The sequence below is a fragment of the Elongatibacter sediminis genome (assembly GCF_037892215.1).
Lineage (GTDB): Bacteria > Pseudomonadota > Gammaproteobacteria > Xanthomonadales > SZUA-36 > Elongatibacter > Elongatibacter sediminis.
Genome location: NZ_JAZHOG010000008.1, coordinates 15,379 through 42,374 on the forward strand (window position 1 = coordinate 15,379; position 26,996 = coordinate 42,374).

General features: G+C 62.7%; 21 protein-coding genes. 10 read left to right on the forward strand and 11 right to left on the reverse strand.

The annotated features are described in order from the left end of the window. The first annotated feature begins 1 nt into the window (after position 1). From V3330_RS12330 to V3330_RS12340, 3 genes are all read left to right on the forward strand, one after another. Complete coding sequence (locus tag V3330_RS12330) at positions 2–2,833, forward strand: penicillin acylase family protein (protein ID WP_354695733.1); 2,832 nt, start codon at positions 2–4, stop codon at positions 2,831–2,833. Positions 2,834–2,878: 45 nt separating this feature from the next. Then, positions 2,879–3,517, forward strand: a complete 639-nt coding sequence (locus tag V3330_RS12335; protein WP_354695734.1) for a DNA-3-methyladenine glycosylase family protein — start codon at positions 2,879–2,881, stop codon at positions 3,515–3,517. Between the two features lie 74 nt (positions 3,518–3,591). Continuing rightward, complete coding sequence (locus V3330_RS12340; RefSeq protein ID WP_354695735.1) at positions 3,592–4,074, forward strand: hypothetical protein; 483 nt, start codon at positions 3,592–3,594, stop codon at positions 4,072–4,074. Positions 4,075–4,120: 46 nt separating this feature from the next. On the opposite strand, the gene V3330_RS12345 is transcribed toward V3330_RS12340, so the two are convergent. Beyond that, the gene (locus V3330_RS12345; RefSeq protein ID WP_354695736.1) at positions 4,121–5,110 is read right to left on the reverse strand and encodes a M15 family metallopeptidase; all 990 of its coding nucleotides are present in this window, start codon (positions 5,108–5,110) and stop codon (positions 4,121–4,123) included. Between the two features lie 173 nt (positions 5,111–5,283). Between V3330_RS12345 and V3330_RS12350 the strand changes: the two genes are divergently transcribed. The 4 genes from V3330_RS12350 to phoU are packed head-to-tail and all read left to right on the forward strand — an operon-like array spanning position 5,284 to position 10,794. Beyond that, on the forward strand, positions 5,284–7,539 hold the full coding sequence (locus V3330_RS12350) for an ABC transporter permease subunit (RefSeq protein ID WP_354695737.1): 2,256 nt from the start codon (positions 5,284–5,286) through the stop codon (positions 7,537–7,539). A 3-nt stretch (positions 7,540–7,542) separates the two neighbouring features. After that, positions 7,543–9,201 (forward strand): phosphate ABC transporter permease PstA, encoded by a 1,659-nt coding sequence (pstA, locus tag V3330_RS12355; RefSeq protein ID WP_354695738.1) that lies wholly within the window; start codon positions 7,543–7,545, stop codon positions 9,199–9,201. Then, positions 9,198–10,025, forward strand: a complete 828-nt coding sequence (gene pstB, locus V3330_RS12360) for a phosphate ABC transporter ATP-binding protein PstB (protein WP_354695739.1) — start codon at positions 9,198–9,200, stop codon at positions 10,023–10,025. The genes pstA and pstB overlap by 4 nt, the downstream gene beginning before the upstream one ends. A 16-nt stretch (positions 10,026–10,041) precedes the next feature. Then, a complete protein-coding gene (gene phoU / locus V3330_RS12365) occupies positions 10,042–10,794 on the forward strand; it encodes a phosphate signaling complex protein PhoU (RefSeq protein ID WP_354695740.1) in 753 nt (250 codons plus the stop codon). Between the two features lie 181 nt (positions 10,795–10,975). On the opposite strand, the gene V3330_RS12370 is transcribed toward phoU, so the two are convergent. Beyond that, entirely contained in the window at positions 10,976–12,730 is a 1,755-nt protein-coding gene (locus V3330_RS12370) for a beta-helix domain-containing protein (RefSeq protein WP_354695741.1), read from the reverse strand. 248 nt (positions 12,731–12,978) lie between these two features. Here V3330_RS12370 and V3330_RS12375 point away from each other — a divergent pair, with 248 nt between their 5' ends. Continuing rightward, complete coding sequence (locus V3330_RS12375) at positions 12,979–13,743, forward strand: class I SAM-dependent methyltransferase (protein WP_354695742.1); 765 nt, start codon at positions 12,979–12,981, stop codon at positions 13,741–13,743. A gap of 61 nt (positions 13,744–13,804) precedes the next feature. Here V3330_RS12375 and V3330_RS12380 read toward each other — a convergent pair whose 3' ends face one another. The 7 genes from V3330_RS12380 to V3330_RS12410 are packed head-to-tail and all read right to left on the reverse strand — an operon-like array spanning position 13,805 to position 22,066. Beyond that, positions 13,805–16,990, reverse strand: coding sequence for a TonB-dependent receptor (locus tag V3330_RS12380; protein WP_354695743.1), 3,186 nt, complete (start codon positions 16,988–16,990; stop codon positions 13,805–13,807). Further along, entirely contained in the window at positions 16,981–18,141 is a 1,161-nt protein-coding gene (locus V3330_RS12385) for a tetratricopeptide repeat protein (RefSeq protein ID WP_354695744.1), read from the reverse strand. The genes V3330_RS12380 and V3330_RS12385 overlap by 10 nt, the downstream gene beginning before the upstream one ends. A gap of 1 nt (position 18,142) precedes the next feature. Next, entirely contained in the window at positions 18,143–18,787 is a 645-nt protein-coding gene (locus V3330_RS12390) for an energy transducer TonB (protein ID WP_354695745.1), read from the reverse strand. Between the two features lies 1 nt (position 18,788). Further along, on the reverse strand, positions 18,789–19,199 hold the full coding sequence (locus tag V3330_RS12395) for an ExbD/TolR family protein (protein ID WP_354695746.1): 411 nt from the start codon (positions 19,197–19,199) through the stop codon (positions 18,789–18,791). A gap of 3 nt (positions 19,200–19,202) precedes the next feature. Continuing rightward, on the reverse strand, positions 19,203–19,832 hold the full coding sequence (locus tag V3330_RS12400) for a MotA/TolQ/ExbB proton channel family protein (RefSeq protein WP_354695747.1): 630 nt from the start codon (positions 19,830–19,832) through the stop codon (positions 19,203–19,205). A gap of 3 nt (positions 19,833–19,835) precedes the next feature. Further along, the gene (locus tag V3330_RS12405; RefSeq protein WP_354695748.1) at positions 19,836–21,284 is read right to left on the reverse strand and encodes a MotA/TolQ/ExbB proton channel family protein; all 1,449 of its coding nucleotides are present in this window, start codon (positions 21,282–21,284) and stop codon (positions 19,836–19,838) included. Continuing rightward, entirely contained in the window at positions 21,281–22,066 is a 786-nt protein-coding gene (locus tag V3330_RS12410) for a DUF3450 family protein (RefSeq protein WP_354695749.1), read from the reverse strand. Before V3330_RS12410 ends, V3330_RS12405 begins: the two co-directional genes overlap by 4 nt. 355 nt (positions 22,067–22,421) lie before the next feature. Between V3330_RS12410 and V3330_RS12415 the strand changes: the two genes are divergently transcribed. Together V3330_RS12415 and V3330_RS12420 are read left to right on the forward strand one after the other, a co-directional pair. Next, positions 22,422–23,102, forward strand: coding sequence for a response regulator (locus tag V3330_RS12415; RefSeq protein WP_354695750.1), 681 nt, complete (start codon positions 22,422–22,424; stop codon positions 23,100–23,102). 15 nt (positions 23,103–23,117) lie between these two features. Then, a complete protein-coding gene (locus V3330_RS12420) occupies positions 23,118–24,452 on the forward strand; it encodes an ATP-binding protein (RefSeq protein ID WP_354695751.1) in 1,335 nt (444 codons plus the stop codon). A gap of 21 nt (positions 24,453–24,473) precedes the next feature. Here V3330_RS12420 and epmA read toward each other — a convergent pair whose 3' ends face one another. Together epmA and V3330_RS12430 are read right to left on the reverse strand one after the other, a co-directional pair. Further along, positions 24,474–25,436 (reverse strand): EF-P lysine aminoacylase EpmA, encoded by a 963-nt coding sequence (gene epmA, locus V3330_RS12425; RefSeq protein ID WP_354695752.1) that lies wholly within the window; start codon positions 25,434–25,436, stop codon positions 24,474–24,476. Further along, complete coding sequence (locus V3330_RS12430) at positions 25,433–26,971, reverse strand: Ppx/GppA phosphatase family protein (RefSeq protein ID WP_354695753.1); 1,539 nt, start codon at positions 26,969–26,971, stop codon at positions 25,433–25,435. Before V3330_RS12430 ends, epmA begins: the two co-directional genes overlap by 4 nt. Positions 26,972–26,996 lie beyond the last annotated feature (25 nt).

Genomic DNA, 26,996 nt, shown 5'->3' on the forward strand with positions numbered 1-26,996 from the left:
CATGGCCAGAATCCCCCGGTTTTCCTGGTACCTGAAGGTGCCGTCCGCAGTCGCAGTCCTGATTTTCGTCCTGTTTGCCGTGCCGGCCCAGGCCGCGGACTTCAATCTGCCCGGGCTGAGTGGACCGGTCACTGTCTATGAAGATGCCCTGGGGATTCCCACGATCCGGGGTGACAACGAATCGGATGTGGTCTTTGTCCTGGGCTACCTGCATGCTCGCGACCGGATGTTTCAGATGGATCGGGATCGCAAGGGCGCTGCGGGACGTGCCGCGGAACTGCTGGGCAGCGCCGCGCTGTCATCGGATGTTCAGTTTCGCAATCTGGGATTGGAGCGTGCGGCCCTGGATACCTGGCAGGTTCTGGGCGACGAAACCAAGGGCATACTCCAGTCCTACGCCAATGGTGTGAATGCATGGCTGGCGGCCAATCCGCTACCGCCGGAATACACGGCGCTTGAACTGACCCGGACCGATCCGTGGACGCCGCTGGATACCTTGTTGGTAGCCAAGGGCCTGGGTGCCGGTTTCTCGCTGGGTTTCGGAGATGTCGATAACACCGTGGCGCTGGGTACGTACCAGGCGTTCGGAGATGCCCTGGGCTTCGACGGGGTCGCACTGTTTTTCGAAGACACCTACCGCGTGCAACCACCGGATGACCGCTTGACGGCGCCTGGTTTCCTCGCCGGAATCGGCGGTGTCGGTCAGGCTTCGGTCGAAACGGCCGGGACGGATGGAGGAAAGGCTGAGTCCGGCATCACCGTCAGTGGCGATCAGCGCGTGCCGGATACCATGCTGAACCTGGCTGCGCGCTATCGCGCGACCCTGGATGCGGCCCCCGGCGTCGAGGCCCGTCTGCAGTCGGCGGAAATGCTCAAAGGCAGTAACGCCTGGGTGGTCAGCGGTGAGCACACGGCCAGCGGTTACCCGCTGATCGCCAACGATCCGCACCTGACCATGGACACGCCGCCAATCTTTCACGAAGCCCAGATGATCTATGATCGCGGTGACGGTCAGGACTGGCACGTCAACGGCACGGTCGTGCCAGGCACGCCCGGTGTGCTGCTCGGCTGCAACAACCACGCCTGCTGGGGCATGACCGTCAATCCGCTGGATGTGACCGACTTCTTTTTCGAAACCCTGCAGACCAATGCTCTGGGCCTGCCGACGCATACCGTGTACAAAGGCGAGCCCGAGATGATCCGGCAGGAATTCAATTCCTATTTCGTCAACCCGGTCGGTGACGGCATCGCCGACAACATTGAAAAGGCGAATGTGGGTTACACCGCGGGGGCGATTTCCCTGATCGTGCCGCGCCGCAATAACGGCCCGATCGTCGATATCGACGGTAATACCGGTTTGTCGGTGGCCTATACCGGATTCGGGCCGACCCGCGAAGTCGATCTCATTCGTGGTATCGATCAGGCGGACAGCCTGGAGTCCTTCGCCGAGTCTCTGGAATTCTTCGACATCGGTGTCCAGAATGTCTACTACGCCGATGTGCTGGGCAATATTGCCTGGTTCGCCACCTCGGAACATCCCATTCGCGAGGATCTGGCCAGCCTGACCGTCGACGGGCTGCCGCCCTGGTTCATCCGGGATGGAACGGGTGCGCAGGCCAATGAGTGGCTGCCGGTGATGAATCCACAGCCGAACCAGTCCTTGCCGTTCGAAATTCTGCCGATGGCGGAAATGCCGCATCTGATCAACCCGGAACAGGGTTTTATCACCAATGCGAACAATGACCCCATCGGAACCAACCTGGACAACGATCCGTTGAACCAGCTTCGTCCCGACTTCAACGGAATTTACTACCTCAATGCCGGTTACGCGGCCTATCGCATGGGCCGGGTGGACCGCGAGGTCAAGTCCCTGGTGGCCCGCGGAGGAGTGGACGTTCAGGACTTCATCGATCTGCAGGCCAATGTGCAATTGCTGGATGCCGAACTGATCCTGCCCATCCTGCTGGCGCAGTTCGACGGTGCCCCGCCGGGTTCACCCATGGCGCAGGCACTGGATGTGCTATCCACCTGGGATTACAGTGCGCCCACCGGGCTTGCCGAGGGCTGGGATCAGGGTGATGACCCGGTGATGGCCAGCACGCCGGACACCACGGAAATTCGCAACAGTGCGGCAGCCACGGTGTTCGCGCTGTGGCGGTCCATGCTGGTTCGCAACACCATCGACGCGACCCTGACGGCGATTGGCCTGGGCAATGAACTGCCGCCCAGCCGGGTCGCTTACAATGCCTTCAAGCACCATTTGCTCAATTATCCGACCGCGGGTGGTGTGGGTGCATCGGGCATCAATTTCTTCTCCGCCGGACTGGCGGCCACGGTGCAGGCCAGCCTGCAGCAGGCACTGGACCTGCTGGCATCGGAAGAATTCGCGCCGGCGTTCGCGGGTTCGCAGAATGTGATGGATTACCGCTGGGGCAAATTGCACCGGATCGTGTTCGATTCGACGCTGGACACCGATCCGTTCGATATCCCCAATGGGGGTGGTTTCATGGATCTGTCGCCGGAGCTTCCGGGGTTGGCCCGGCAGGGCGGCTATGAAGCGGTCGACGCGTCCAGCCACAGCGCCCGGGCGAATACCCTGAACGGCTTCATGTTCGGTCACGGCCCGAGTCGCCGCTTCATCGGCCACATGGCGCCGGGAGGTGCCGAGGCGCTGCAGGTGATCCCCGGCGGACAAAGCGGCGTGTTCTTCGATCCGAATTTCGCCAGCCAGTTGCCGCTGTGGCTGACCAACGACTATCACGACCTGGCTCAGGGTCAGGCGGATGCGGTGGCCAGCGCGCAATCGATCTCGACGTTTGGACCCGCGAACTAAGCGACTCATCGGGGGATTTTTCCCGGTCTGTCGGCGTGAGCGGCTTTGAGCCGACTGCGCTACAACCGCGCCGGTGCCGAGGAACATCTGCGCCGGCAGTGTCCGAAACTCGGAGCATTCGTCGAAATTCAGGGCCGGTTCCGCCTGCGTGTGGCCCGCGATCCCGACGTTTTCTGCGCGCTGTCCCGCGCCATCGTCTACCAGCAGCTATCCGGCAAAGCCGCCGGGACCATCCACCAGCGTTTTTGCGGACTGTTCGACGATGGATGCCCCGAACCATCGGCGGCGGCAGGTCTGGACATGGAGCGGCTGAGGGCTGCCGGCCTTTCGCGCAACAAGGCCTTGTCCGTCCAGGATCTCGCCCGTCGATCCCTGGACGGTTCACTGGCGGGGTTTCGGCGCCTGGGTCGGATGAGTGATGAAGCCGTCATCACCAATTTGTGCCAGGTACGGGGAATCGGACCGTGGACGGCACAGATGTTTCTGATGTTCAACCTCGGCCGCCCCGACGTGATGCCCGCCACTGACCTCGGCGTGCAGAAAGGTGTTCAGGCGGTCTATGGCCTGCGGTCCCTGCCGCCGCCTGACCGGGTTCTGCGGGTGACACGCCACCTGGCGCCCTATCGTTCGGCGGCAAGCTGGTATTTCTGGCGGGCCGCCGATACCGACTTAATGACCCGTTGACTTGATTCCGGACCGCCCCGGAGTCATGTTCAATAGCGTTCCCTCTCACTTTGGCCACCGGAGAACGCCGCCGCATGAATGCCCCGGAATCCGTGAACCTGCTGGACCGGTTCGTCCTCAAAAATCTCCAGATCACCCAACTCGAAGCCCGTTTGCAGCAGACTGCGAAAGAGGCGGGCAAGCAGGAAGGAAAGGTCGAGCTCAATCTGACACCGCGCACCGTGCAGGCGGATGCCGGTGACAACCTGCCGGCCTACCAGGTTGGCGCCCAGCTCGTGTGTGACGGCGGTGGTGCACAGGGGCCGGGACCACGTTTCACCGCGCGGGTGGCGTTCGAAACGATTTACCAGCAGGTCGGCGGTGACCCGGTCGATCTGGCGCAATTCACCGCCCACCATGCCAGCCTGACCCGGCAACTCTATCCGCTGCTGGCGCAGGAACTGCGCACGCTGTTGCTGCGGCTGGGGCTGGAGAAGGTTCACCTGCCGCACGACCTGGCGGCGCGGGCGAAGCCGGTCGAAGGGGAATCCATTCAGCTTTCGGGGGCCTTGCACTAGCGCGGATGACACGCTGGCGAGCATCGACGGCGGCCCGTCCGCGCATTCAGCCGCGATAACACCAGTGCCACGGCTCGTAGGCGAGCCGGTGCCGGTTTTCCCGTGGAAAAGACAGCCGGAAGCCATGCGCCGGCGCATGCTGGCACAGCCAGGCGAACGCACGAGTGTGTTCGAACGATTCTTCCAGCGGTTCGGCCCCCGGCGTGGTGATGTCCAGGGCGTTGCCGGTGTGGTGCTCGCTGAAGCCGGGCGCCGCGGAGACCCGCAGAATCTGTTCCATCTTCTGGCCGTGTTCCAGCTTTCGGCGCAGCAGCGCCGCCTGGTAGTCGACGCTGCGGAAGGCGGACACGGCCTGCAGCGCCGTGCCCGCTCGCGCGGCGGTTTCCACCATGGCCCGCCAGGCGGTTGCGGCCGGAGGTGTGAGCCGTTGTTCGCGGCCAAATACGTCCGTACCGATCGATTCCAGGCGGGGAGACTCGGCTTGCAGCCGCAGCCGGTGGCGTCGGGCATAATTCGAAGGAATGCCCAGTTCTGCACCGATGGCACGGATCCGGCGGCCGTACCGGGTCCAGCGGCGGGACAGCGCTCGCCGCAGGGCCGGCCGGCCGGAAGCAGACCGGGTCGGAGCCCGGTAGCCCAGCCCGGTCAGCAGTTCTGATCGGTCCGGCACGGGTTCGATCGTGATGTGGTCGAAACAGAAAGCCACGGCCAGGCGTTCGATCGCGTCCATCAAAGGTTGGATGTGCCGGGTGTCGGGACGCCGGCGCGCGACCGCGAGCGCCCACACCTCGCCGCTGTCCAGGTCGAGCGCCGCCACGCCCTGAACGCCCCGAAAACCATTGGCGATCACCACGCACCCGTCCTCGATGCTGCGACGAAAACGCAGCTCGGCTTTTTCGCCGCCGGCGGGTTCTAACCGCGCCTGGGTGATTGGTGTGTGGTGGCGATACCAATCCTTCAACCAGGGCAGGTCGTCCGGGCTGGCCGGACTGACGAAAGACTGCCGGGCGTTGGAGGATGGATTTGACGTGGCCATGGAAGCTGATCGGGGTCTCTGATCCTGTCCATGGTATCGCGAAACGGAGGCCGACACGCCGTCACCGCGGCCGAATGGTGGCCGGGGCCGGTCCGGGCGGGGTGTTCGTGGGGCGGCAGAGGCGTCTGAAGTCCCGTAACATAACTGTCACATTTGCCCCCTACCATGCCGATATGGAAGCTGCGTCTCCTGAAAACGCCGCGTCGGGCGAGGCGCGGTCTGTCCGTATTGCGCGTTTGCGCGCCCGGCGTGACCGGCTGGCGACGCGCCTGATCGGGCTCGGGGGGCTGACGGTCATCGTCGCCATCGTGCTGATTTTCTTTTACCTGGCCTATATCGTCGCGCCGCTGTTTCAACCGGCCCGCGCGACCCTGCGGGCGGAGGCGCCCGCCCCGGGCGATGCGAATCAGCCGCCTCTATTTCTTTCAATCGAGGAACAGCTGGAAGTCGTGGTTCGGATCACGGCGGATGGGCTTATCCGGTTTTCCCGGCTCGCCGATGGCGTCCCGGTGGAGGCCGCCGGCAACTCGCAGTGGAGCCCGGGTGGACTGCTCCTCGTTGAGGAAGCCATTGAACACAATGGTCTGCTGGCCGCGGCTGCCGAAGACGGCCGGGTTTACCTGGTGCGGCACGATTACGAAGCGCGCTACGACGGCGGAGTCGCCAACCGGACCATCGTGCCCAGGATCGGGTTTCCCTACGGTCAGTCGCCGGTCATGGAGATCGGCGACAGCGAGGTGGCCGAACTGGCCCTGTCCGAATCCGGTAACAGTCTGGCGCTGGCAGCGCTGGACCGTGCCGGTATGCTGCATGCCTGGACCGGCGACCGAATTGAGAACCTGCTGTCGGGCGACGTCAGTCTGAGCGGAAACGTCCGGCGTGCCGGACCGTTCAACGGCGTGACCGCTCTCGCGCTGAGCGGGGATCACCGTGCCCTTTATCTGGGCTACGACGACGGCCGGGTGCAGCGCCTGAAATTACCGAACCTGGAGCCCGCTGGTGAAGTGGGCGGGCAGGCGGCGCCCGTAACGGCCATGACCATGTTGCTGGGTGGTATTTCTCTGCTCGTGGGCGATGCGGAGGGCGGTATCACCCAGATGTTTCCGGTTCCCGATGCCGGCGGGGAAAACATGCTGCGTCCGATCCGGCGATTCTCGGCGGGAACTGCGGCCATCGAACGCATCGCGGTCGAGCCGCGGCGAAAAGGGTTCGCGGCCCTGGACGCCGACCAGAATCTGACCCTTTACCATTCCACTTCGGAGCGCCAGTTGCTGCACCGGTCGGTGGCCGGTCTCGCGCCACGTTCACTGAGTTTCTCGCCACGCGCGGACGCCCTGCTGATGGAAGGCGAAGACGGAGCCCTGCACCTCTTCTCCCTCGACAATGATCATCCGGAAGTTTCTTTTTCCTCATTGTGGAAAAAGGTCTGGTACGAGAACTACGACGAACCGGCCCATGTCTGGCAGTCATCGGCGGCGACGCGGGATTTCGAGCCCAAATTCTCCCTGACGCCATTGCTGTTCGGAACCGTCAAGGCGGCGCTGTACGCCATGCTGTTCGCGATTCCCCTGGCCTTGATGGGTGCGGCGTACACCGCCTGTTTCATGGCGCCACGGTTGCGCCGCTGGGTGAAACCTGGCATCGAAGTCATGGCCGCGCTGCCGACGGTGATTCTGGGCTTTCTGGCCGGATTGTGGTTCGCGCCCTTCATCGAGCGCCACCTGGCCGGCCTGTTCGCCCTGTTGGTGGTGGTGCCCGCCGGCATGTTGGGGTTTGCCTGGGCGTGGCACCGGTACGGCGGCAGGTTCGCGGCGCGCATACCGGCCGGTTTTGAGCCACTGGTGCAGATACCAGCGCTGGCCGTTTGTGTGCTGCTGGCATTTGCCGTGGCCGAGCCGATGCAATATGTGTTTTTTGGCCAGGATCTGAGTAGTTGGCTCACCCAGGTGGCGGGAATCGAATACGATCAGCGCAATGCGCTGGTCGTGGGCTGCGCGATGGGGTTCGCGATCGTTCCCACCATTTTCACGATCGCCGAGGACGCCATGTCGGGGGTGCCCGCATCGCTGTCGAACGGATCTCTGGCGCTGGGCGCGACCCCCTGGCAGACGCTGCTTCTGGTCGTGCTGCCAACCGCCAGTCCGGGAATATTTTCGGCGCTGATGATCGGGTTCGGGCGCGCGGTGGGCGAGACCATGATCGTGTTGATGGCCACCGGCAACACGCCGATCATGGATTGGAACGTGTTCGAGGGCATGCGTACGCTGGCGGCGAACATCGCGGTGGAAATGCCGGAGTCCGAAGTCCACAGCACGCACTACCGCATCCTGTTTCTGGCGGCCCTGGTTCTGTTTGTGTTCACGTTTGCGGTGAACACGGTGGCCGACGTCGTGCGGCAGAGCCTGCGTCAACGATACGGGGCGCTGTAACTTATGGAATCCCCGTCCAGAAACTGGTGGCGCAGCGGTGCACCCTGGATCTCGTTGCACGGGACGGCGGTCGCGGCCTGTATCCTCCTGGCGGGCGGGCTGCTGGCGCTGATCATGGTGCGCGGTTTGGCGTTTTTCTGGCCAACCCAGGTGCAGGAAATCATCTACCTGGAGCCGGATGGCGTCGAATCGCGCATTGTCGGACAGATTCATGGGGTGGAGCACGTCGATTCGGGCCGGCTCGCGGACGAGGGCTCCGATGCGGGCACCGTCATCGAACGGGTTCTGGTCAAAACCGGAAATCGTGATATCGCGGGCCAGGATTTCCGGCTGCTGAGAGGTGATCGCATCCTGCGGCAAAGTGCACCGCTCAGCCTGGTGGCTCTGGAGCGGCTGGAGTGGGGGGTGTTTTTCGGCCAGGTTGTGGGATTGCGCTCCTATGGAAGCCTGCTCCCCAGCAGTGATGTCTGGGCTGACTTTCAGTCGATGATCGGTCGGGCGCGGTACTTGCGGGAAGAGGCGCGGGAACTGGAGCGCGGACCCATTGCGGACATCAACTACCGGCTCGAGCAATTGCGCCTGGAGGAACGTGAACGGGAACTCGATGGAGATCCCGATCCGGTCGCGGCTGCGGCAGCGGCATCCGAACGCCGCGCCCTGCAGGAGCGTTATCGCGGCCTGGAATCGCAGTTGCTGGCGATCGAAGAGCAATTGAACCGGGATCACGTCATCGTTCGCATCTCCCGTGATGCATCCAATGACCGTGAAATGCCCCTGCGGTCTATCATCGATGCCTGGCGGCCGAACGACATGAGCCTGTTAAGCCGGTTCGGGCACTTTTTCCGCAAGTTCGGATCATTCATCACCGATGAACCGCGTGAAGCGAATACCGAAGGTGGCATTTACCCCGCGCTGTTCGGCACCGTGCTGATGGTATTGCTGATGACCGTGTTCGTCGCGCCGCTGGGCGTGGTGGCGGGCGTCTATCTCACCGAGTATGCCCGGCAGGGCTTGCTCACCCGGTTCGTGCGAATTTCGGTGAACAATCTCGCTGGCGTACCGTCAATCGTGTACGGTGTTTTCGGGCTCGGATTTTTCGTTTATACCGTGGGTGGCGGCATCGACCGGCTGTTTTACGAAGAAGCCCTGCCGTCACCGACCTTCGGGACCGGAGGATTGCTCTGGGCGTCTTTGACGCTGGCGCTGCTGACCCTTCCGGTGGTCATCGTAACGACCGAGGAAGGCCTGGCCAGGATTCCACGATCATTGCGGGAAGCCAGCCTCGCGCTCGGGGCCACCCGGTGGGAGACCTTGTGGCGTACGGTGCTGCCCATGGCCAGCCCGGCCATCATGACGGGCCTGATCCTGTCCATCGCGCGTGCGGCCGGTGAAGTCGCGCCGCTGATGCTGGTCGGTGTGGTGAAGCTCGCGCCGTCGGTTCCGCTGGACGGGAACTTTCCGTATCTGCACCTGGAGCGAAAATTCATGCACCTGGGCTTTCACATCTACGATGTGGGTTTTCAGAGTCCCAACATCGAAGCCGCGCGGCCCCTGGTCTACGCCACCGCGTTCCTGCTGGTCGCGGTGATCGTATTGCTGAACCTGGCCGCCATCCATGTGCGCAACAATCTCAGGGAGCGGTTCCGCGGAGTCGAGGTATGAACAAGGAGACCCGGTTGTCGCTGCAATCCCCGAGTGAGCAGTGGTACGACGATGAAGGCCTGGAGGGCCATGACATCACCCTACGCGTGCGCGATCTTGACCTGTTTTATGGCGAGGCACAGGCGCTCAGGGGCGTCAATATCGATTTTGCCGACCGGCTGGTCACCGCGATTATCGGTCCGAGCGGCTGCGGCAAATCGACCCTGTTGCGCTGCTTCAACCGGATGAACGACGTGGTGGGCGGTTGCAGCACCCGCGGCGAAATACTGCTCGGAAACCAGGACATACTCGGTTCGGAAATCGATGTCGCGGAATTGCGCCGGCGGGTCGGTATGGTATTTCAGAAACCCAACCCTTTTCCCAAGTCGGTGTACGAGAACGTGGCTTACGGATTGCGCATCCGCGGTATCAGGAAACGCCGGCAACTCGATGAACGGGTCGAGTGGGCCCTGCGCGCGGCCTCCCTGTGGGATGAAGTCAAGGGCCGGCTCGGCGAACCCGCCTTCGGCCTGTCCGGTGGTCAGCAACAACGACTCGTCATCGCACGCGCCATTGCCGTGGAACCGGAAGTGATCCTGCTGGATGAGCCGTGTTCGGCGCTGGATCCCATCTCGACGCTGAAGGTCGAGGAACTGATCAACGAACTGAAGCAGCGCTACACGATCATCATCGTCACGCACAATATGCAGCAAGCCGCGCGCGTGTCCGACCGGACCGCGTTCATGTACCTGGGCGAGCTTATCGAATACGGCGACACCGACCAGGTGTTCACCAACCCGCGGGTCAAACGCACCGAAGACTACATTACCGGCCGCTACGGTTGAACGGGAGCAGTACATCATGGAACGGCTGAACATCAGCGATCACATTTCACGCCAGTTCAACGAGGAACTGGAGAACGTGCGTGGACAGGTGCTGAAAATGGGCGGGCTGGTCGAGGAGCAGATGGCCCTGGCGGTGCAGGCGCTGGTGAATGGTGACGCCGAGCTGGCAGAGCGGGTGATCCTGAACGACTACCGGATCAATGCCCTGGATGTGGCCATTGACGAAGAGTGCACGCGCATCGTCGCGCGGCGGCAGCCGGCAGCCACGGACCTGCGCCTGGTGATGGCCGTGATCAAGACCATTACCGATCTGGAGCGGATCGGTGACGAGGCCAAGCGTGTGGCTCGTATGGTGGTGGAGCATCTCAGCGGCTCGGTGAACGACGAGGTGCGGCAGGAGATGGAGCACATGGGTGTGCTGGTGCGTGAAATGTTGCGCGGGGTGCTCGATGCGTTCGCGCGCACCGACGTCGATACGGCCATGGCCGTGGTGCGCGCCGACCGCAAGGTCGACGCCAAGTACGGCGCGATTACCCGGCAGCTCATGACCTACATGGCCGAGGATCCGCGCTCGATTCCAATGACCCTGAATATCCTGTGGGCGGCGCGCGCGATGGAGCGCATTGGCGATCGCTGCCAGAACATCGCCGAGTATATTTTCTACCTCGTGCACGGCCGTGATATCAGGCATACCAGTATCGAGGACGCCGAGCTCGAGCACGCCCGGGAACAGGCCCGGGAGCGGGAGTCCGGGCAGGAGTCGGAGTAAGCTCACCCCGTGAGAATTCGCCCCCACTGATCACATCTGTTTCAGGGTGCCTGCCGGGGAAGGCCGATTGCGGTCGAAGTGCGTTGTGAGGAAGACTTCAGGACCCGGCGAGCCGGGAAAAAAAGGGGCCGGTCACCCGGCCCCTCCAATACGGCTTCGCTTGTCGACTACAGGTCAGCGATCACTCGCCTCCCTCGACCTGGTGAGTCCAGCCGGTCGTCCAGTCGACACGGTCAAATGCGCCGCGGTAGGTGGTGTAGTCGAAGAAGTCGCTGTCGGTGATGTCAACGCCGCCACTCAGTGCCGGCGATCCGGGCATCGGCATGTAGCCGTCGAGCATCGGGTTGGCGGTCACATTGTTCATGAACTCACCACTGTTGAAGAAGGCGTTGACCGTGAACGGCGCGCCGGTGTCGTCGACGTAGTTGGTCGTGCAATCCAGGATGACACCGTTGAAGGCGCTGACGTCCGTGTTGGGGGCTTCAGGGGTGCCGGCGGCGTTGTAGGTAGCCGGTGCGTCGTCCCACTCGATGCAGCCTGTCGGAAACCGGGAGACGATGGTGTTGTAAATGCGTCCACCCGAACCGTCCTTGAACAGGATGCCGCTGTCGCCGTTGCCGTTGCCCAGGAACGTGTAGTTGGCCACGGTCGGTGTGGCGCGCGGCAGGGCGTCGAAGCTGTCCGGGTTGCTGGCGCCTTCGATACCGAAGTCTTCACCGAAGCCTTCGCCGTGGATCACCAGGCCGTACTGCAGAAATCCGCTGTAACCCAGGTCCCAGTCGACCGCGTCGTCACCGCCTTCGGTGACCACCATGTAGCGGACGTTCACGGTGCCGCCGAAAAACTCGATGCCGTCATCCTGGCCGCGGAAAGCCTGCAGGTGATGTACCCGCGTGCCGTCACCGACGCCCTGGAAAGTAAACGAGTTCACTTCGGCATTGGGCTGGAACTCGATGCCGGCGTAACGCACCTGGAAATAGCTGATCTCACCGCTGGAATCGTGCGGGTCGTCGCCGCCGAAGCGCTGGGTCTGGTCGAACTCCGAGAAGCAGTTGAACGGGGCTTCAGGGCAGGCATTGGATGGTGCGTTACCGGAAACCACCAGACCACCCAGATCACCCGGTGCGGGCGTGGTTCCTTCGATGAAGCCATCCTGCGGGCTGGTCAGAACGATGGGGGCTCCAGGCGTGCCGTTGGCGAATATTCTGGAGCCGGGGCTGACATACAGGTAATCCGCAGCCTGGCCGGCGCCGATCAAGACGGTGCCCGGATCGATCGTGATCGAAGCCGAATTTGCGTTGTCGTCACCGATGCGCACCAGACCGTTCAGAATCCAGGTGGTGTCGTTGGTCAGGGTGATGTCCTGGGTGATCACGCCGTTCAACTCGCATCCACGCGGTACCACCCCGGAGGCCTGGGCGAAGGCGGGGCAGCCGCTGAACTCTTCCTGGTAGACACAGGAATCAGCGGGTCCGTCGACCGGCTGCAGGTCGCCGAGTTCCACGTCCGGAAAACCGGAATTGTCATCCATGTCGAGATCGACGTACAGGCTTCCGCAGGAATTGAAACGCACCGTTGCCGATCCGACGATGTCCTCACTGACTGCTCCGGAATCGAACGGGAAATCAAACGCGCCGCCGCTGACACGCGAAACCGTGACCTCGGTGTTCTCGAACTGGTGCTCGAGGAACGGGGCGAAGAGAATCAGCCAGGTCGGCTCGCCGGCGTCGTCAAACGTAAACAAGGCGCCGAAGAACAGATGGGAACCGTCCGCCCGCGGGGCGACGAGAATGGAAAGGCCTCGTCCCCCTTCGGACGGGGAAAAGTAATTGCCGTCGAATACGTCACTCAGCTTGACCGCCGCATTGGCCGTGCCGGCCAGCAGGGTGCCGGCGAGCGCGCAAAGCAGGGTAAAACGTCGCAATGAAATGTTCACACTAAATCCCTCCGGGATATTGAAATTGAATGTCTACGGGTACATGACCACGGGCTGGCATGCGGTTTCCTACAGTACGTTCGCTTTGTTACAGCGATGTGTCCCGGAGGTGGCAAATATGACGTCTTTCCTTCATCTCGTCCGTAACGCTGGAAACGGATGTGATATCAGAGGAACTCCTTGGGAGGAATGTTGACTAATACGAACTATTCTTTTTCCGGGTTGCCGGATTATTCGCTTGCCTGCCAATGGACGATCACGCAGAAAAAGACAAACAATTCCACGCCAGGATCGCCGGGCATTACGACGCGATGACCAACGAGCCCCGGCAGTATCCCAATGAACTGCTGTTTCGGCCCATTGACCGGCTGATTCACCCGGCCCGCCTGCTCGTGGATCTTGGCTGCGGAACAGGGCAGATGTTTCTGAGGTACCGCAAGCGTACTGATCGGACCATTGCGGTCGACCACAGCGAGGAAATGCTCGAGGTGGCGGAAAGGCGGGTCCGAGGGATCGGCATGACGAATGTCGAATTCGTGCGGAGCGATGTGCACGATTTTCTGGAGCGGAACGCCGGTCTGGGTGTCAACCTCGTGACCTGCGTCGGTGTGCTGCACCACCTGAAGCAACATGAGCTTGAAACTGCCCTGAGCGGAATCAGCTCCATTCTTGCGGGGAGGGGGCAGTGTGTCATCGCCGAGCCGGTTTATTCCGATGCCGTCCCTGGCGTGATCCGGTCACGAAACGAACGCAGCATTCTGCAAAGACGCCTGGAACGATTCATGCCGGAGGATGCCGTCGATCCCGACGAAGAACCGCTGCATGAAACCAGTTTGCGGGATGCGATTCGCCATTCCGGGCTCGTCATGCGCAAAATTTCCAGGGGGTTCGAACTGTTTCACCTGACCGATCCGATTACGCGATTCGAAAAAATCCTGATCCGGGCGATATACGCCAGGTATCGCCATCGGGGCGATGTTATCGCGGTACTCCTGGAAAAGCCGACGGGCTGATAAGTCCGTCAAGGAAGGTGCCTTACGCTGAACGGCGGGCAGCGCGGTTGGAGCCGTCCGGTCAGAAACTCCACTGCAGTCCGAGGTCGATTTCCCGTCCACGTCTGTAGGCGCGGGTGATTTGATCGCCCTGGGTGTACTTCACATCCGGGTCGAGCAGGTTTTTGAGCTTCAGGGTGAAGCGCCAGCCTTCGCCGAGGCGGCGTTTGTAAACGAAATCCAGTTGGGGAAAAGCTTCCTCGTAGATGTCGGGTTGCCCAAGGACGCCGGCCTGCGTAATCCGCTTGCCGAATTCATTGTAGAGCAGGCTCCATTCGCCGGGGCTGTCGGGGCTGCTGTAACCGAGCTGGACGTTCACCACCCACGGTGACTGACCCTGCAGCGGTCGATCCGGGTTGGTCTGGGTGGTGAGGCTGGAATCGATCTCAACCGAAGATTCGATCCAGGCGTAGTTGAAAGCGACGTAATAGCCTTCCCAGTCGAACGGACCGGCGAAACCCAGGTCCAGGTTCTCCAGCCAGTTCAGCCAGTCGTGGTTCCGGATCCACCCCAGGGAACGGGAGTAGTCCAGTTCCACGCCCACGAGATCAGCCGCCAGCGCATTCTGCAGGGTGATGATGCGAGCCGAGCCGCCGGAGGAGAAGGTCTTTTCGATGGGTTTGGCGAATGCCTTGTAGAACGCCGCGATCGAGAAGCTCTCGTTGGGGGAGAAATAGTACTCCCAGCGTAAATCGTAGTTCTTGAGTTCAGCCGTCTGGAGCACCGGGTTGCCAACCGTGATCAGGTCCAGCAGGGGGTCCAGATACGGCGCTGGGGAAAGCTCGCGAAAGTCCGGGCGTGATACCGATTCGGCGTAGGCCGCGCGAATCTGTGCACTGGGGTTGTAGGCCCAGGTCACCGAGGCGGATGGCAAGCGGTCAGTCTGATCGATCTCGCCGATGACCGGGGGTGCGTTGGGGTTGGACAGGTCGGCGGTGATCACCTGCTGCCGGTTGTTCTCCTCGCGCACACCCGCTGAAATCCGCAATGCTTCGTTGAACAGGCTCAGGTCCAGGTTCAGGAAGCGGGAATCCAGGGATTGCGAAGCCGTGTACGTGTCCGTCGCACGCGTCGACTCCCGGAGTTGGAGAATGGACGGATCGATGTACTCGTCGGTGAACAATTCGGAGTAGGGCAGGTCCAGAAGATCGTTGGGCAGGCGGCCCTGAAAGGCGAAGGTCCGGATGCTGGCTTCGCGATCGCGCTCAAGTTCACCCAGGCCGGCCCGGATCGCCAGTGCGTGACGGCCAAAGTTCAGCGGCAGGGTGGTGTCCAGCGACCCGTGTTTCAGTGTGTCCTCCAGGTCCGACCAGGTCTGCTCATTGCTGTCGGCTCGCGTCGACACCGTGTAGATTCCGTCCTCGTCGTCGTCATCGCGCCGGTAGCTTCGCGTGTTGGGCTCTGCACGGGTGGCCGTGGCGTCGGTGTATTGCCAGTCCAGAGTCCAGTTTTTGAACGGAAGGGTGTGAGAGCCGGTGGCCTGGTAGGAAAGCAATTCATTCTCGACCCACTGAAATTTGAAGCGGCGGAGGACCTGGCTGTCTTCGACGCCCTGGCTGATCCGGGTCTCGTCCTCGGTCTGGCGCAGCAGCATGGCGTTGAAACCAACTTCGTGGTTGTCGCCGAACTCCACGCCGGTGTTCGCGAACAGGCTGGCGTCGATGTTGTTGATGGTTCGGACCACGTCCACTTCGTCCGCCAGTTGCAGCCCGCCTCCCGAGACCGCACTGAATTCCCGACGAACCTCGTTGGCGTTGGACCAAGTGTTGCCGTACCGGAAGGCGGTGAGAAAACCCCAGCGGTTGGTGTCACCAAAGGCAAAGGAGTGACCGAAAGACCCCGACAGGCCGATGTCCTGCGGAATGTCTTTTTTCTGAAGATCGTAGGTGCTGTTCGCGGCCATGTCCTGGCCCAGAGCCTCCAGTTCTTCCTGGGTCAGTCCGTCCGGATTGGTGAAAGAGCGTGGCCGCAGAAATTGCCCGTCGGCGATGGCCGTTGCCAGGGAGCCAGGAAGATCGCGGGCGCCGTCGTCGTAACCGAGCCAGTCGGTGTCACCGCCCCCGTAACTCAGGCCGGTTTCAAAGGTGGTGTCGTCGCGGTAGCCGAGGCTGAGGCTCAATTTCGCGGTCAGTTCGGGGGGGAAGGAAACCGTGCGCAGTTGGACCGTTCCGCCGCCGAATTCGCCCGGAAGATTCGCCGCCGCGGTTTTCTGAACGACGACCGCTTCAATCACGTCGGTGGGGAACAGGTCCAGCGGGACCACCCGCCGGGTCGGATCGGGGCTGGGAATGGTGGCGTTATTGAGCACCACGCTGGAGTAACGCTCGCCCAGGCCGCGCACGTAGATGTACTGACCGTCTACCAGGGTGAGTCCGGTGACCCGTTTCAGGGCGCCGGCGGCGTCGGAATCGCCTGCCCGGGAAATCTGTTCCGCGCTCAATACGTCGGTGACACCATCGGATTCCCGCCGCTCGGCCATCACCGAGGCCAGGGAGCCGGATATGTAGGGTGCCACCACCACGAATTCGGGGAGTTCTGAACCGGCGGGCGTCAGTTCCAGGCTCAGGGTGACGGCATCATCGGCCGGTATCTCGATGCCGTCCCGGGTGAGCGTGTTGAAACCGGCGTGAAGCACCGAAACCGATCGGGTTCCGGAGGGTAGCACAGCGGAAAAACGGCCATTTTCATCGCTGCGAATCTGCTCGGAAACACCGCTGATGAAAATGCGTGCACCGCTGATCGGGCTGCCGTCTTCGGCGCTGATCAGGTGGCCTTCGATCGTTCCGGGGGCTCCCCCGGGCTGGCTGTCCAAAGGCTTGGTCGCCGGGGGCTGGCCAGGCGGCGGACTGGACGATTCGACTTCGAACAATGCCGAACCACCCCCGGTCAGGTCGACAATCCACTGGCTGATCTCGTCCTGCACCGCGAGGATCTGCTGCTCCAGAACAACCGAGTCCTGGTACCTGAGCTCCAGCACCTTGATGCCCGGGTCCAGGTTCAGACCGGCGAGGCCGCCTGAATCGGTCCAGGTTTTGAGTTCGCCGTCGATGAGGACCTCGATGTTTCCGATCGGCGAGCCTTCGTTAAATACGTACAGGGTCAACCGGGATGATTGCGCGGCCAGGCTGCCGGCCAGCAGCAGACAGGCGAACCCGGTGATGAAACGCAGCGGGAGGTGATTGAGCCGGGTCAGTGGATTCAATAGCATCGCCAGCGCTCCTGCGCGCAGTCCTGGATGGCGCGTCTCAGTTCGGCGGCCTTGCGGAACAGGTCGGGCCGGTTCAGGGCCGCCAGGTGGTTTTCGGCCGCTTCGAAATCGCCGGTCTTGAACAGTGCGTAGGCGATCGCGTAGCGCAGATCTTCCTCCTGGAGCAGCCCCACCCGCCGCAGCGGTGTTTCCATCGCGGCGGCCTGTTCGAAGTTTTCCATCTGCAGGTACAGCGCCAGGCGCTGGCGGAATTTTTCCGGCTGGTCGGATAACTGGCTGTTGATGATGAGTGCACGGTAGATCTGTCCGGAGCGCCGGTAGAGTTCAGCGGCCTCCGCCATCAGCGGGGGACTCAGAAGCGCCGCCTGATAGAGAACATCCGCCGCAACACCCAACTGGCCCCGGTCGATATAGACATGGGCCAGGACTTTTCTGACCTCGGAGGAGTCTGGAAATTTCAGGAGTGCCTGTTCGAGCAGCATCGCGGCCTCGTTGAGTTCGCCACTGGCCCGGAGTGCGTTGCCCAGGGCCACGTAGTCTTCCCGCCTGCCTTCGGTTTGCGACAGGTACTCACGGCCCAGAGCTGCGGCCTGGCGGAACAGACCGAGGTCGACCAGGTAGAACACCTTGCGGCGCAGAAAAGATTGATCGCCGGAGAAAATTCCAGCTGCCTGGTCCAGGGTGGCGAGCGCCATGACGGGGTCTTGCATGAGCCAGTAGCTTTGCGCCTTCATGTGGTAGACCGACGGCACACTTTCGACCGCGGAGCCGGCATCATCCAGCGCTTCGATCACACCCGGGTAATCCTGAAGATGAAACTGCGCCTGCGCCAGGTACACATACACCAGGGCGTCGGCTTCACCGGACCCGATGGCCAGCTTCAGGGCGTCACGGGCCGCGGGGTATTCGTTGCGGCGAATGTGCGCCATGCCGCGCAGGGTGTAATAGCGTGTCAGGTCGACACCTTCGGTATCGGGATCGACCTGGTCCAGCGCGATCAGGGCGCGGTCGAGATTGCCGTCCCGCAGCATCAGAGAAGCCAGCGCGAGGTAGTCGACGATTTCATTTTCGTTTGCGGCCTGTGACGCCGCGGACACGCCCAGCGCGGCAGTCAGCAGAACGCTCAACAGAATTCGATTGCGTAAACTCATGTCAGCCCAGGTCAAAACGAACGCGCTGCCGCGCCCACGAACGGACGGCCTTGCCCTGGTAAAGGGCCGGCTCGAACCGCCACTGATTGATGCCAGCCATCGCGGCTTCGTCGAACACACCTTGCGGATAGGATTCGACGATTCGAACTTGTTCGATTTCACCGGTCAGGCCGATGAGCAGCGAGAAAACCACGTAGCCCTCGACGCCGTTGGCGCGGGCTCGGGGCGGGTATGTGACGGCAGCCTGATAGGTCGCACGGGGCGGATGGTCCACGGTGTCATCGGTCATCACCATGCCTTCGGCGCCGCCGAGCAGGTCACCTTCCAGGGCGCCGAGATGGTCCGCCGAGAAACCCGGCAGGCCCATGTCGATGCCCGACAGCGACGTATCGAGACCGGTCAGTGGCGCCGGTGCGCTGCGCTGGCTGCGCCGGGGTTTCGGCCTGGGCTTCGGCTTTTGTACCGGCTTTTCTTGCGGAGGTTTCCTGCGCTCGAACGCAATCTGGCTTTCGACTTCGGCGCGAGAATCTTCGAGCGCGTCGGAGTAGTAATTGATCAGGACGACGATGCCGAGCACGCCGAACGTGCCCGCCAGCATGAAGCCAGTGGCCCATGTGAAGCGCCTGAGGCGGCTGCTGCGCAACATGTCAGCCGGCTCCCGCTTCCTCGACGGTGGCGACGCCAACGTCCGTAGCTCCTGCCAGGCGGGCCTGGTCGACGACTTCCACCAGTCGTCCCGCCGGTACGCCGTCATCGGTTATGATCAGTACGGCCCTGGCAGTCATGGTCTTGAGCTGATCGCGCAACCGGCTCTGGACAACCCAGATCTGAACGGGCTCTCCATCCAGGTAGGTGTCGCCGTTGTTATCGATATACAGTCGGACCGCCTTGGTTGATGCCGTGGTCGCAGACGAAGCGGCCGGTCGGTTCAGTTCCAGCTTCATGTCCTTGACGAAGGTGGTGCTGACCATGAAGAAGATCAGCAGAATGAAAACCATGTCGATCAACGGAGAAATGTTGATGTCCTGGATGGCTTCTTTTTTTTCGCGGTAGCGCATGGCTTAGGGCCTGTTGATACGACATGGGGTCGGGTTGTTCCGGTAGTCGGAGCAGAGCATGTCCTTCAATTGCGCCAGCTCGAGCTCGATGTCTTTCTGTTTGCGGTGGAGCATGCCGTTCACGATCAATCCGGGGATGGCCACCGCCAATCCCATTTGCGTGGTGATCAGGGCCTGCGAAATACCGCCCGCGATACCGCCGGATTGCGAGAACAGCGACATGTCGCCGAGCGAGTCGAAAGTCTCGATCATGCCGACCACAGTGCCCAGCAGCCCCAGTAGCGGGGCCGAGAGCACAATGGTCATGATCAGCGTGTTGAAGCGCTGGATTTCCTGCTGCTCGTCGGAAAATGCGTCATCGAGCAGGGCGCGAAGATTGTTCGGCCGCGAGTCGCGAATGCTGGTGCCCCTGGCCAATGCCCGGACCAGCACACCATCATTGTTCGGCTGTCTGCCCTTCTCTTCGTGGCGCCGGAGCAGATTGCGCACGCCGCGCTTCGACCCGCGTTTGAGCGCGGCGAAGCGGTAGCCGATCGCGAACCACAGCAGCAGGGTGCATAACACCAGAGGCGGCATGACCCAGCCGCCCGCCTCGACGTAATCGGCAAATTGACGCAAAACTCCGGCGATCACGACTCAGGCTCCAGCCGCCGTTGGCGCCGCCGGGCGCTCGAGGTAGAGGTTCATGACGTGCAGCGCGGCTTTTTCCATGTTGTCCTTGATGGACTCTGCCCAGCCGGAAAGCAGGTTGCCGAAGATCAGTGCCGGGATCGCAACCGCCAGGCCGACCTCAGTTGTCACCAGTGCGATCGAAATGCCGCTGGACAGCAACTTGGGATCGCCGGTTCCGAACTCGGTGATGATGTCGAAGGTCGAGATCATGCCGGTTACGGTGCCGAGCAGTCCCAGCAGGGGTGCGACGGCGGCGATGACCATGATGAAGGCGCCGAAACGATTCAGATGAGCGGATTCATGCAGGATCTGCTCGGACACGATGTCTTCGATGTGCGCGCGATCCCGTTCGAGGTTGCGAACGGCCGAAGCAACGACGCGAGCGGTTGAACCTTTGAGACGCTTGCAGGCCTGAAGCGCGTCTTCGAGGCTTCCCTGGCGCACCAGCGTGCCCACCTCTTTTTCGACCCGGCCGGTACTGGCGCTGGCACTGCGCAGAAAGGACATCCGCAACAGGATCAGGACCGCGGCGAGGGCGCCGAGCCCCACGATCATCCAGGCGATGCTCCCGCCGCTGTTAATCACTCCGAGGAGTGTCTTGCCGGCTTGCTCCTCGATCGCCTTTCGGGTTGATTCGTAGACGAAGATGTTCAGGGTGTCGGGATCGTGACCGGCTGCGAGCGCCCGCGCGGTATCCGGGTCGGAAGGGCCCCAGACCTTGAGCTGGCCGTCTCCGGCCGGTACCAGAGCCCCACCCTGCTGACCGGCAATGCCGTAGGCAGCGATGTTGCCGATGTGAACGATGGTGCCGGTGACTTCGGTGCCGTCGGCCAGGAAGAAACTGCCCGTGACCTGGCGCCTTTTTCCAATGTTCTCGAGCAGGTCCAGGGTACCGGTCAGCAGAGTGTCGATTTTTTCGCTGTCGCTGGAACTCCTGTTGGTTCCGCCCGCCACGGGCTGGATTCCATATGGCTCCAGGGTCGAATCGGCCTGCAGGAAAGTCGCCTCCAGCGTCGAGCGGTTTTCCTCGACCGTGGCGACCTGACGTTCGGCATCGGCCAGCAGGTCGTTGATTCTCTCACCGCGTGACTGCAGAGCGATGTATTCACCCTCGAGGCGGTCTATCAAGGCTTCTTTTCGCGCCTCATCCTCGGCCGCGACGGCGTTGAATTCCTCCTGGCGCTGGCGCAGTTCACGAAGCTGGGCTTCGAGAAAGGCGTACTCTTTCTGATAGGCCGCCTGCAATTCGTTCCGGCTCTTCAGCGGGTTGGTCTGTGGTACCGGTGGTGCCGCGACCGCGGCCGGCTTCGAGGCCGGCCCGCCGTCCTGGGCCAGGGCCTGAAAGGAAACCATCATCAGGATGGCCGCCGGAAGCAGGCGCGGCCGGATCCGGGCAAGGGGGTTACCGTTCATGACGACATCTCCGGGAGCGCATTGGGAAGCTCGAAGTAGCCCTGGCGAATCTGCTTGCGCAGCGAGTCGAACAACAGCGCGACCTGTTCCTGCTCGCCCGGTGAGACGAGGCGTTCGAATCGCCAGCCCGCGGGTGTTTCCACCGCGCGACCGTATTCATGTTCGCGGGTGCGGAAATACATCATCGCGTTGCCGAGTTTGGCGATGTCCACCAGCACGTTCTCGCCGTCCAGTTCGATCGACTGGGTATAAATCGCGTTCTCGCGGCTGATGCGCAGCTCGTCTTCGATGAACGCCCACAGACGATTGAAGGCGCGCTGGGCGGTAATCACGCCGGTATTGAGCTGCACTTCGATCTCCTCGAGTTCGGCCAGGCGCTCCTGAACTTTGAACGGAAAGCCGGAACGGACCGCTTCGCGAAGGTCGGTCACGCGATCCAGGACCACCGGGGCCAGAACATCGGAACTGTCCCCCGCCGCCGCGACCTGTTCGCGCATTTCGTCCAGTTCGATTTCGAGTTGGGCGATCCGAAGTGATTCCCGGTCGCGGTTGGCTTCCAGCTCCGTTTGCTGGGCGGTCAGGAAGGCCATGCGGTTTTTGTGCTCTTCGCGCCTCAGGTTCAATTCGGCCTGAAGCTCTTCGACGTGGCCACGGATTTCGATCAGGCGGCGTGCCAGTTCAGTGCTGGCGTCTTCACCGACGTCCTGTGCGATTGCGGCGCTGTGACCACCGGCGGTGAGCAGGGCACAGGCCAGGATGGAGTGGCGATAGCTGCGGGTCATGGCATTATCCGGCTTGGTTGCAGGGGTCTGGATTCCGGCGCACCTGAGAGGCGGCGTCTCCGAAACATTCGATGGCGCGAAGTCTAGGACGGCGGTGTGACAGACATGTGACAAGGTTTCCGGCGCGGCGGGAACCGGCTGTCATCCCTTCGTCACGTCACTGTTGCTTCTTGCGCTTCGTTGGTTGCCGGGCCGGGCGTGAACGGGTTCCCCGGTACCGACGGACAAACCGTCAGGGGAAGTTCCCTGTCGGGCCAGGTTGATTGCCGAAGCGGTGATTGCGTGTCCGGTTCCCGCAGATTGGATAGAATGTCCGCAGTCCCCAGTGGCGGGCCACCGGTCCGATGCGAAGTCCATGCAGACAACCATTCTGATTGCCGACGACGATACCGAACTCGCTGACCTGTTGCGGCAGTTCTTCGAATCCGAGGGATTCGCTGTGCGCCTGGCCCATGACGGCCGCGCAGCGCTGAGCGAGGCTGAATCGGACGAAGTCGACCTCGTGATTCTCGACGTGATGATGCCCGAGATGAACGGGCTGGACGTGCTCAAGGAACTGCGCAAGGACAAGGATCTGCCAGTCATCATGCTCACGGCGCGTGGCGATGACCTGGACCGAATCCTCGGACTCGAACTCGGCGCCGACGATTACGTTCCCAAACCCTGCAATCCGCGTGAACTGCTGGCGCGGATTCGCGCCGTGATGCGGCGCTCGGAGGGTTCCGGTGGCCATTCGGTCATGCAGGCCGATGACCTCGAACTCAACCAGGGCAGCCGGGTGCTGCTGAAATCCGGTGAGCAGGTGGACCTGACCAGCACGGAGTTCAGCGTGCTCCAGTGCCTGATGCAGCATCGCGGTTCGGTCGTGAGCAAGCGCGATCTGTATCTGTCCGCGCTGGGGCGGGAACCCGTTGCGCACGACCGCAGTGTTGACATGCATGTCAGCAATCTTCGCCGCAAGCTGGGCCCGGCGCCGGACGGGGAGAACCGAATCGAGACGATACGGGGTATTGGCTACCAGTACCGGGTCTCCTAGGACGGATCCGGTAGCGTGTCGCGACTCTTCTGGAAACTGTTTCTGACGATGTGGCTCAGCATCGTCGGGTTTTCAGCGGCAATCGGACTGATCAACGACCGGGTTGCACGTGGCCAGTGGGCGGAAGAGCCGGCCAACACCTTTTCACGTGGCATGTACCGAATCGGGCAGCGTCTCAAGTCGTCGCTCGACGAGGATGGCTCCGAAGCGGCCCGGCAGGAATTGCTGGCCATACCACGCATGTCGCGCAGTTTCGTGTACGTGGTCAACGAGAATGATCACGAGATTCTGCGGCGAGACGAGGCGATCGAGGCGTTGCGGAGACGGGGCGCGCGCATGGAAGTCGAGGAGGTCCGGTCCGCGGAGGGCGTCGGTTACCGAATCTACCTCGTCGACCGCATCCCTCCGACGACGATACTGGCGCCCGGTCTCCAGGGAACTTTGCTGCGAATTCTGGCGGGTGCGCTGATCAGTGCGCTGGTCAGTTTCTTCCTGGCCCGCTCCCTGACGTCACCGGTGGGCGCCCTGCGCACCGCGACCCGTAAAATAGCCGAAGGCGACCTCGACGCGCGGGTTGGCGGGCCCATCCCGCGGCGCCAGGATGAGTTGGGTGAACTTGCCTGCGATTTCAATCTGATGGCCGAGCGATTGCAGACCATGTACCAGGCCAATCGCCGGCTTCTGCGCGATGTCAGCCACGAACTGCGTTCGCCGCTGGCGCGCTTGAGCGTGGCGCTTGAGATCGCCCGTGGCAAGGGCGCCGAGGCCATCGAGCCGGAACTCGACCGCATCGGCCTCGAGGGCGAGCGGCTGGAGACCCTCGTGAACGATGTGTTGGGGCTGTTGCGTGAGTCTTCGGAGCAGGCGCCAAAGCTCGACCAGGTGCTGGATCTGGGCGAACTGCTGACCGAACTGGTCGAGGTCGTGAATTACGAGGTGACCGCGGATCAGTCCGGTATTCACTGGGAACGCGGGGAGCCCGTGCCATTCCGGGGTGACCGGGAATTGCTGTGGCGGGCCCTGGAAAATCTGGTGCGCAACGCCCTGCGGCACACGGACCCCGCCCGCGGTGTGGATCTGGAACTCGATGCCCGGCCACCGGATGGCGGCATGGAAATTCGGGTGCGCGATTATGGGCCCGGCGTGCCCGAATCGGAACTCGAGCGGATTTTTGAGCCGTTTTACCGCGTACAGGAGTCCAGAGACCGGCAGACCGGAGGCCACGGTATTGGTCTGGCGATCGCGGCCGCGGCCGTCGCGCGGCATGGCGGGACGGTGCGCGCGTCCAATGCCGCCGACGGCGGGTTGAGGATGATCGTGAACCTGCCGCGCCCGGCAGCCAGTGCCTGATTCCCGCGCCCGGCTTCGGGTTCAGGCCCGGTCGGACGGAAAGCTCAGCGTCATCCCGATGTCGCGTACGCCCAGCCGGGCCATCAGCAGGCGATCGACGCCCAGTGCGACACCGGCGCAGTCGGGCAGGCCGTGGTCCAGAGCGGCGATCAGCTGATCATCGATCGGCAATACCGGATCTCCACGTAGCTCGCGGATTCGATTGTCGTGTTCGAACCGGTCCCGCAATTCCCGTGCGTCGCCCAACTCCTGGTAGCCGTTGGCCAATTCCATGCCACCCAGGTAGACCTCGAAGCGCTCGGCCACCGGCGGGTCGTCGTCGCGCAGGGTCGCCAGCGCGGCCTGGTCCACGGGAAAGTCACAGACGACGGTGATCCGGGCTCCTTCGATGGCCGGCTGGATCACGTGTGAGAGAAGCAGGTCCAGCCAGTCTCTCACATCCATCGGTCCGGCCGTGATCCCCCGTTCGCCGGCCAGATCCTCGCAATCGGATTCCGTTGCCGTAAACGGGTCGAGTCCCAGGTGTTGCAAAAACAGGTCCCGGTACGTCGTCATCTCGCACGGCCAACGGTCGAATTCTCCCCGCCCGCAATGGCGAATGAGTGCGACGACCTCGTCGGCCAGGGCGCGCCAGTTCCAGCCGACCCGGTACCACTCGGCCATCGTGAATTCCGGGTTGTGGCGCCCGCCGCGCTCACGGCCCCGAAAAACCCGGCCAAGTTCGTAGATGTCCTTTCCGAAGCTGGCGACCAGGCGTTTCATCGGATACTCGGGTGACGTTCTCAGGTAGAGCGGCACGGACCCGTCCACCCGCAGACCGGTGATGTTCGGGTCGGTATTTCCCGCCCGGCTCAGCACCGGAGTCTCGACCTCGAGTACATTGCGTTCAGCGAAGAATGTCCGAATGTCGGACAGCATTTCCGCGCGGGCTTCCAAGGCGTGCCGGGAAGCGGACGGGCGCCAGGAGTCCCGGGTCGTGCTCACGCCGTGATGCCTGGCACGTCAGGGGAAAAATTCAGTCCGATGGCGCGTAACTGCCGGGTCTCCGATTCCAGATCGGCAATGGTCAGCGGGTGTGCGTTGCGCCACGACGCCGCGAACTCCGCTTCGATGTCGTCTTCATTGAAGTTGAGACGAAATTCGGGGATCGCGGACGTATCACGGGTGCGGCACAAGACCCAGGAGAAGCGCAGGCAGAACAGTGTCATGCGCAGGGGGCCGTGCAGGCGTGACGGCAGGGCGCGTCCGTAATCACGCGGTACCGGTCTGCGATGGTATTGCACGAGGGCCGCGACAAAACACTGCTCCTGGGTTGTGAAGCCCGCCATGTCGGACTGGCCGACGAGATAGCCGGAATGGCGCTCGTAATGGCTGTGTGACACACACAGCCCCACCTCGTGCAGTTCGGCGCCCCAGGCCAGGAACCGGCGGTGAACGGGGGTCAGTTCAAACCGGTCGGCGAGCTGGTCGAAGGCCTCCAGAGCGGTAGACCGGACACGGTCCGCTTGTGCGGCATCCACGCCGTACCGTGCCCGAAACGCGGCAATGGTCGCCTCCCGGGGGTCACGATTCTCCAGGCGACCCAGCATGTCATGCAGGAGTCCCTCCCGGAGAGCGAACGGGGAGGCGCGCAACTGCTGCAGTCCGAATGCTTCGAAACAGGCCTGCAACATGACGACCCCGCCCGCCAGCACGGGTTGGCGGCGCTCGGACAGACCCGGCAGATTCACGTCTTCGCAGCGGCCCGCCTGCAACAGCCGTTCGCGCAGCCGCCCCACCGAGGCGGCGTCGATATCCCGCTCCGTCCAGCCGAGTTGCCGGCAGATTTCCGCGACGGCCAGCACGGTACCTGACGAACCGATGGCGGTCTGCCAACCGGTGGTGCGGTACCGGGTCTGCAGTTCCTGGAGTTCCGTCAGAACGGCCTCGACGGCGCGCGTCCAGCGGCGCGCGCTGATGCGTCCATCGCCGAAGAACCGGCGGGTCAGGGACACGCAGCCAAACTGGACGCTTTCCATTTCGATGGGATCGACGCCCTGGCCGATCACAAACTCCGTGCTGCCGCCGCCGATGTCGATGACCAGGCGGCGATCCTCGTGCCCGGAGACGCCTTGCGAGACGCCGAGGTAAATCAACCGGGCCTCTTCGCGGCCGCCAATGATGTCGATGCTGGCACCGAGGCCTGTTTCCGCGACCAGGAGGAACGCATTCGCGTTGCGCAGTCGCCGGAATGTCTGGGTCCCTACCGCGCGAATGTTGTCGGCCGGTAGGCCGCGTAGCCGCTGTCCGAAACGCGCGAGGCAGCTGAGCGCTCGCTGCTGGGTATCGGCGTCCAGCACCCCTTCGCGGTCGAGGCCGCCGCCCAGGCGGACCATTTCCTTGATTCGATCAATGATCCGCAGTTCGCCGTGTTCGCGGCGAGCGACCAGCATGTGGAAACTGTTGCTGCCCAGATCGACGGCTGCGTAGGTTGCCGCGGTTTCAGGCGAGGTTTTCGCCGGTGAGGTGCCCTGGCTCACGCTGGATTCCGGTTCCATTGCCCCA

Bases quoted from the DNA above. Each gene is read 5' to 3' on its own strand.
- V3330_RS12340 (WP_354695735.1), top strand. From the start codon at position 3,592: ATGAATGCCCCGGAATCCGTGAACCTGCTGGACCGGTTCGTCCTCAAA.
- V3330_RS12405 (WP_354695748.1), bottom strand. From the start codon at position 21,284: ATGAACGGTAACCCCCTTGCCCGGATCCGGCCGCGCCTGCTTCCGGCG.
- V3330_RS12410 (WP_354695749.1), bottom strand. From the start codon at position 22,066: ATGACCCGCAGCTATCGCCACTCCATCCTGGCCTGTGCCCTGCTCACC.
- phoU (WP_354695740.1), top strand. From the start codon at position 10,042: ATGGAACGGCTGAACATCAGCGATCACATTTCACGCCAGTTCAACGAG.
- pstB (WP_354695739.1), top strand. From the start codon at position 9,198: ATGAACAAGGAGACCCGGTTGTCGCTGCAATCCCCGAGTGAGCAGTGG.
- V3330_RS12385 (WP_354695744.1), bottom strand. From the start codon at position 18,141: ATGAGTTTACGCAATCGAATTCTGTTGAGCGTTCTGCTGACTGCCGCG.
- V3330_RS12345 (WP_354695736.1), bottom strand. From the start codon at position 5,110: ATGGCCACGTCAAATCCATCCTCCAACGCCCGGCAGTCTTTCGTCAGT.
- V3330_RS12415 (WP_354695750.1), top strand. From the start codon at position 22,422: ATGCAGACAACCATTCTGATTGCCGACGACGATACCGAACTCGCTGAC.
- V3330_RS12350 (WP_354695737.1), top strand. From the start codon at position 5,284: ATGGAAGCTGCGTCTCCTGAAAACGCCGCGTCGGGCGAGGCGCGGTCT.
- V3330_RS12395 (WP_354695746.1), bottom strand. From the start codon at position 19,199: ATGCGCTACCGCGAAAAAAAAGAAGCCATCCAGGACATCAACATTTCT.
- V3330_RS12390 (WP_354695745.1), bottom strand. From the start codon at position 18,787: ATGTTGCGCAGCAGCCGCCTCAGGCGCTTCACATGGGCCACTGGCTTC.
- V3330_RS12375 (WP_354695742.1), top strand. From the start codon at position 12,979: ATGGACGATCACGCAGAAAAAGACAAACAATTCCACGCCAGGATCGCC.
- V3330_RS12380 (WP_354695743.1), bottom strand. From the start codon at position 16,990: ATGCTATTGAATCCACTGACCCGGCTCAATCACCTCCCGCTGCGTTTC.
- pstA (WP_354695738.1), top strand. From the start codon at position 7,543: ATGGAATCCCCGTCCAGAAACTGGTGGCGCAGCGGTGCACCCTGGATC.
- V3330_RS12330 (WP_354695733.1), top strand. From the start codon at position 2: ATGGCCAGAATCCCCCGGTTTTCCTGGTACCTGAAGGTGCCGTCCGCA.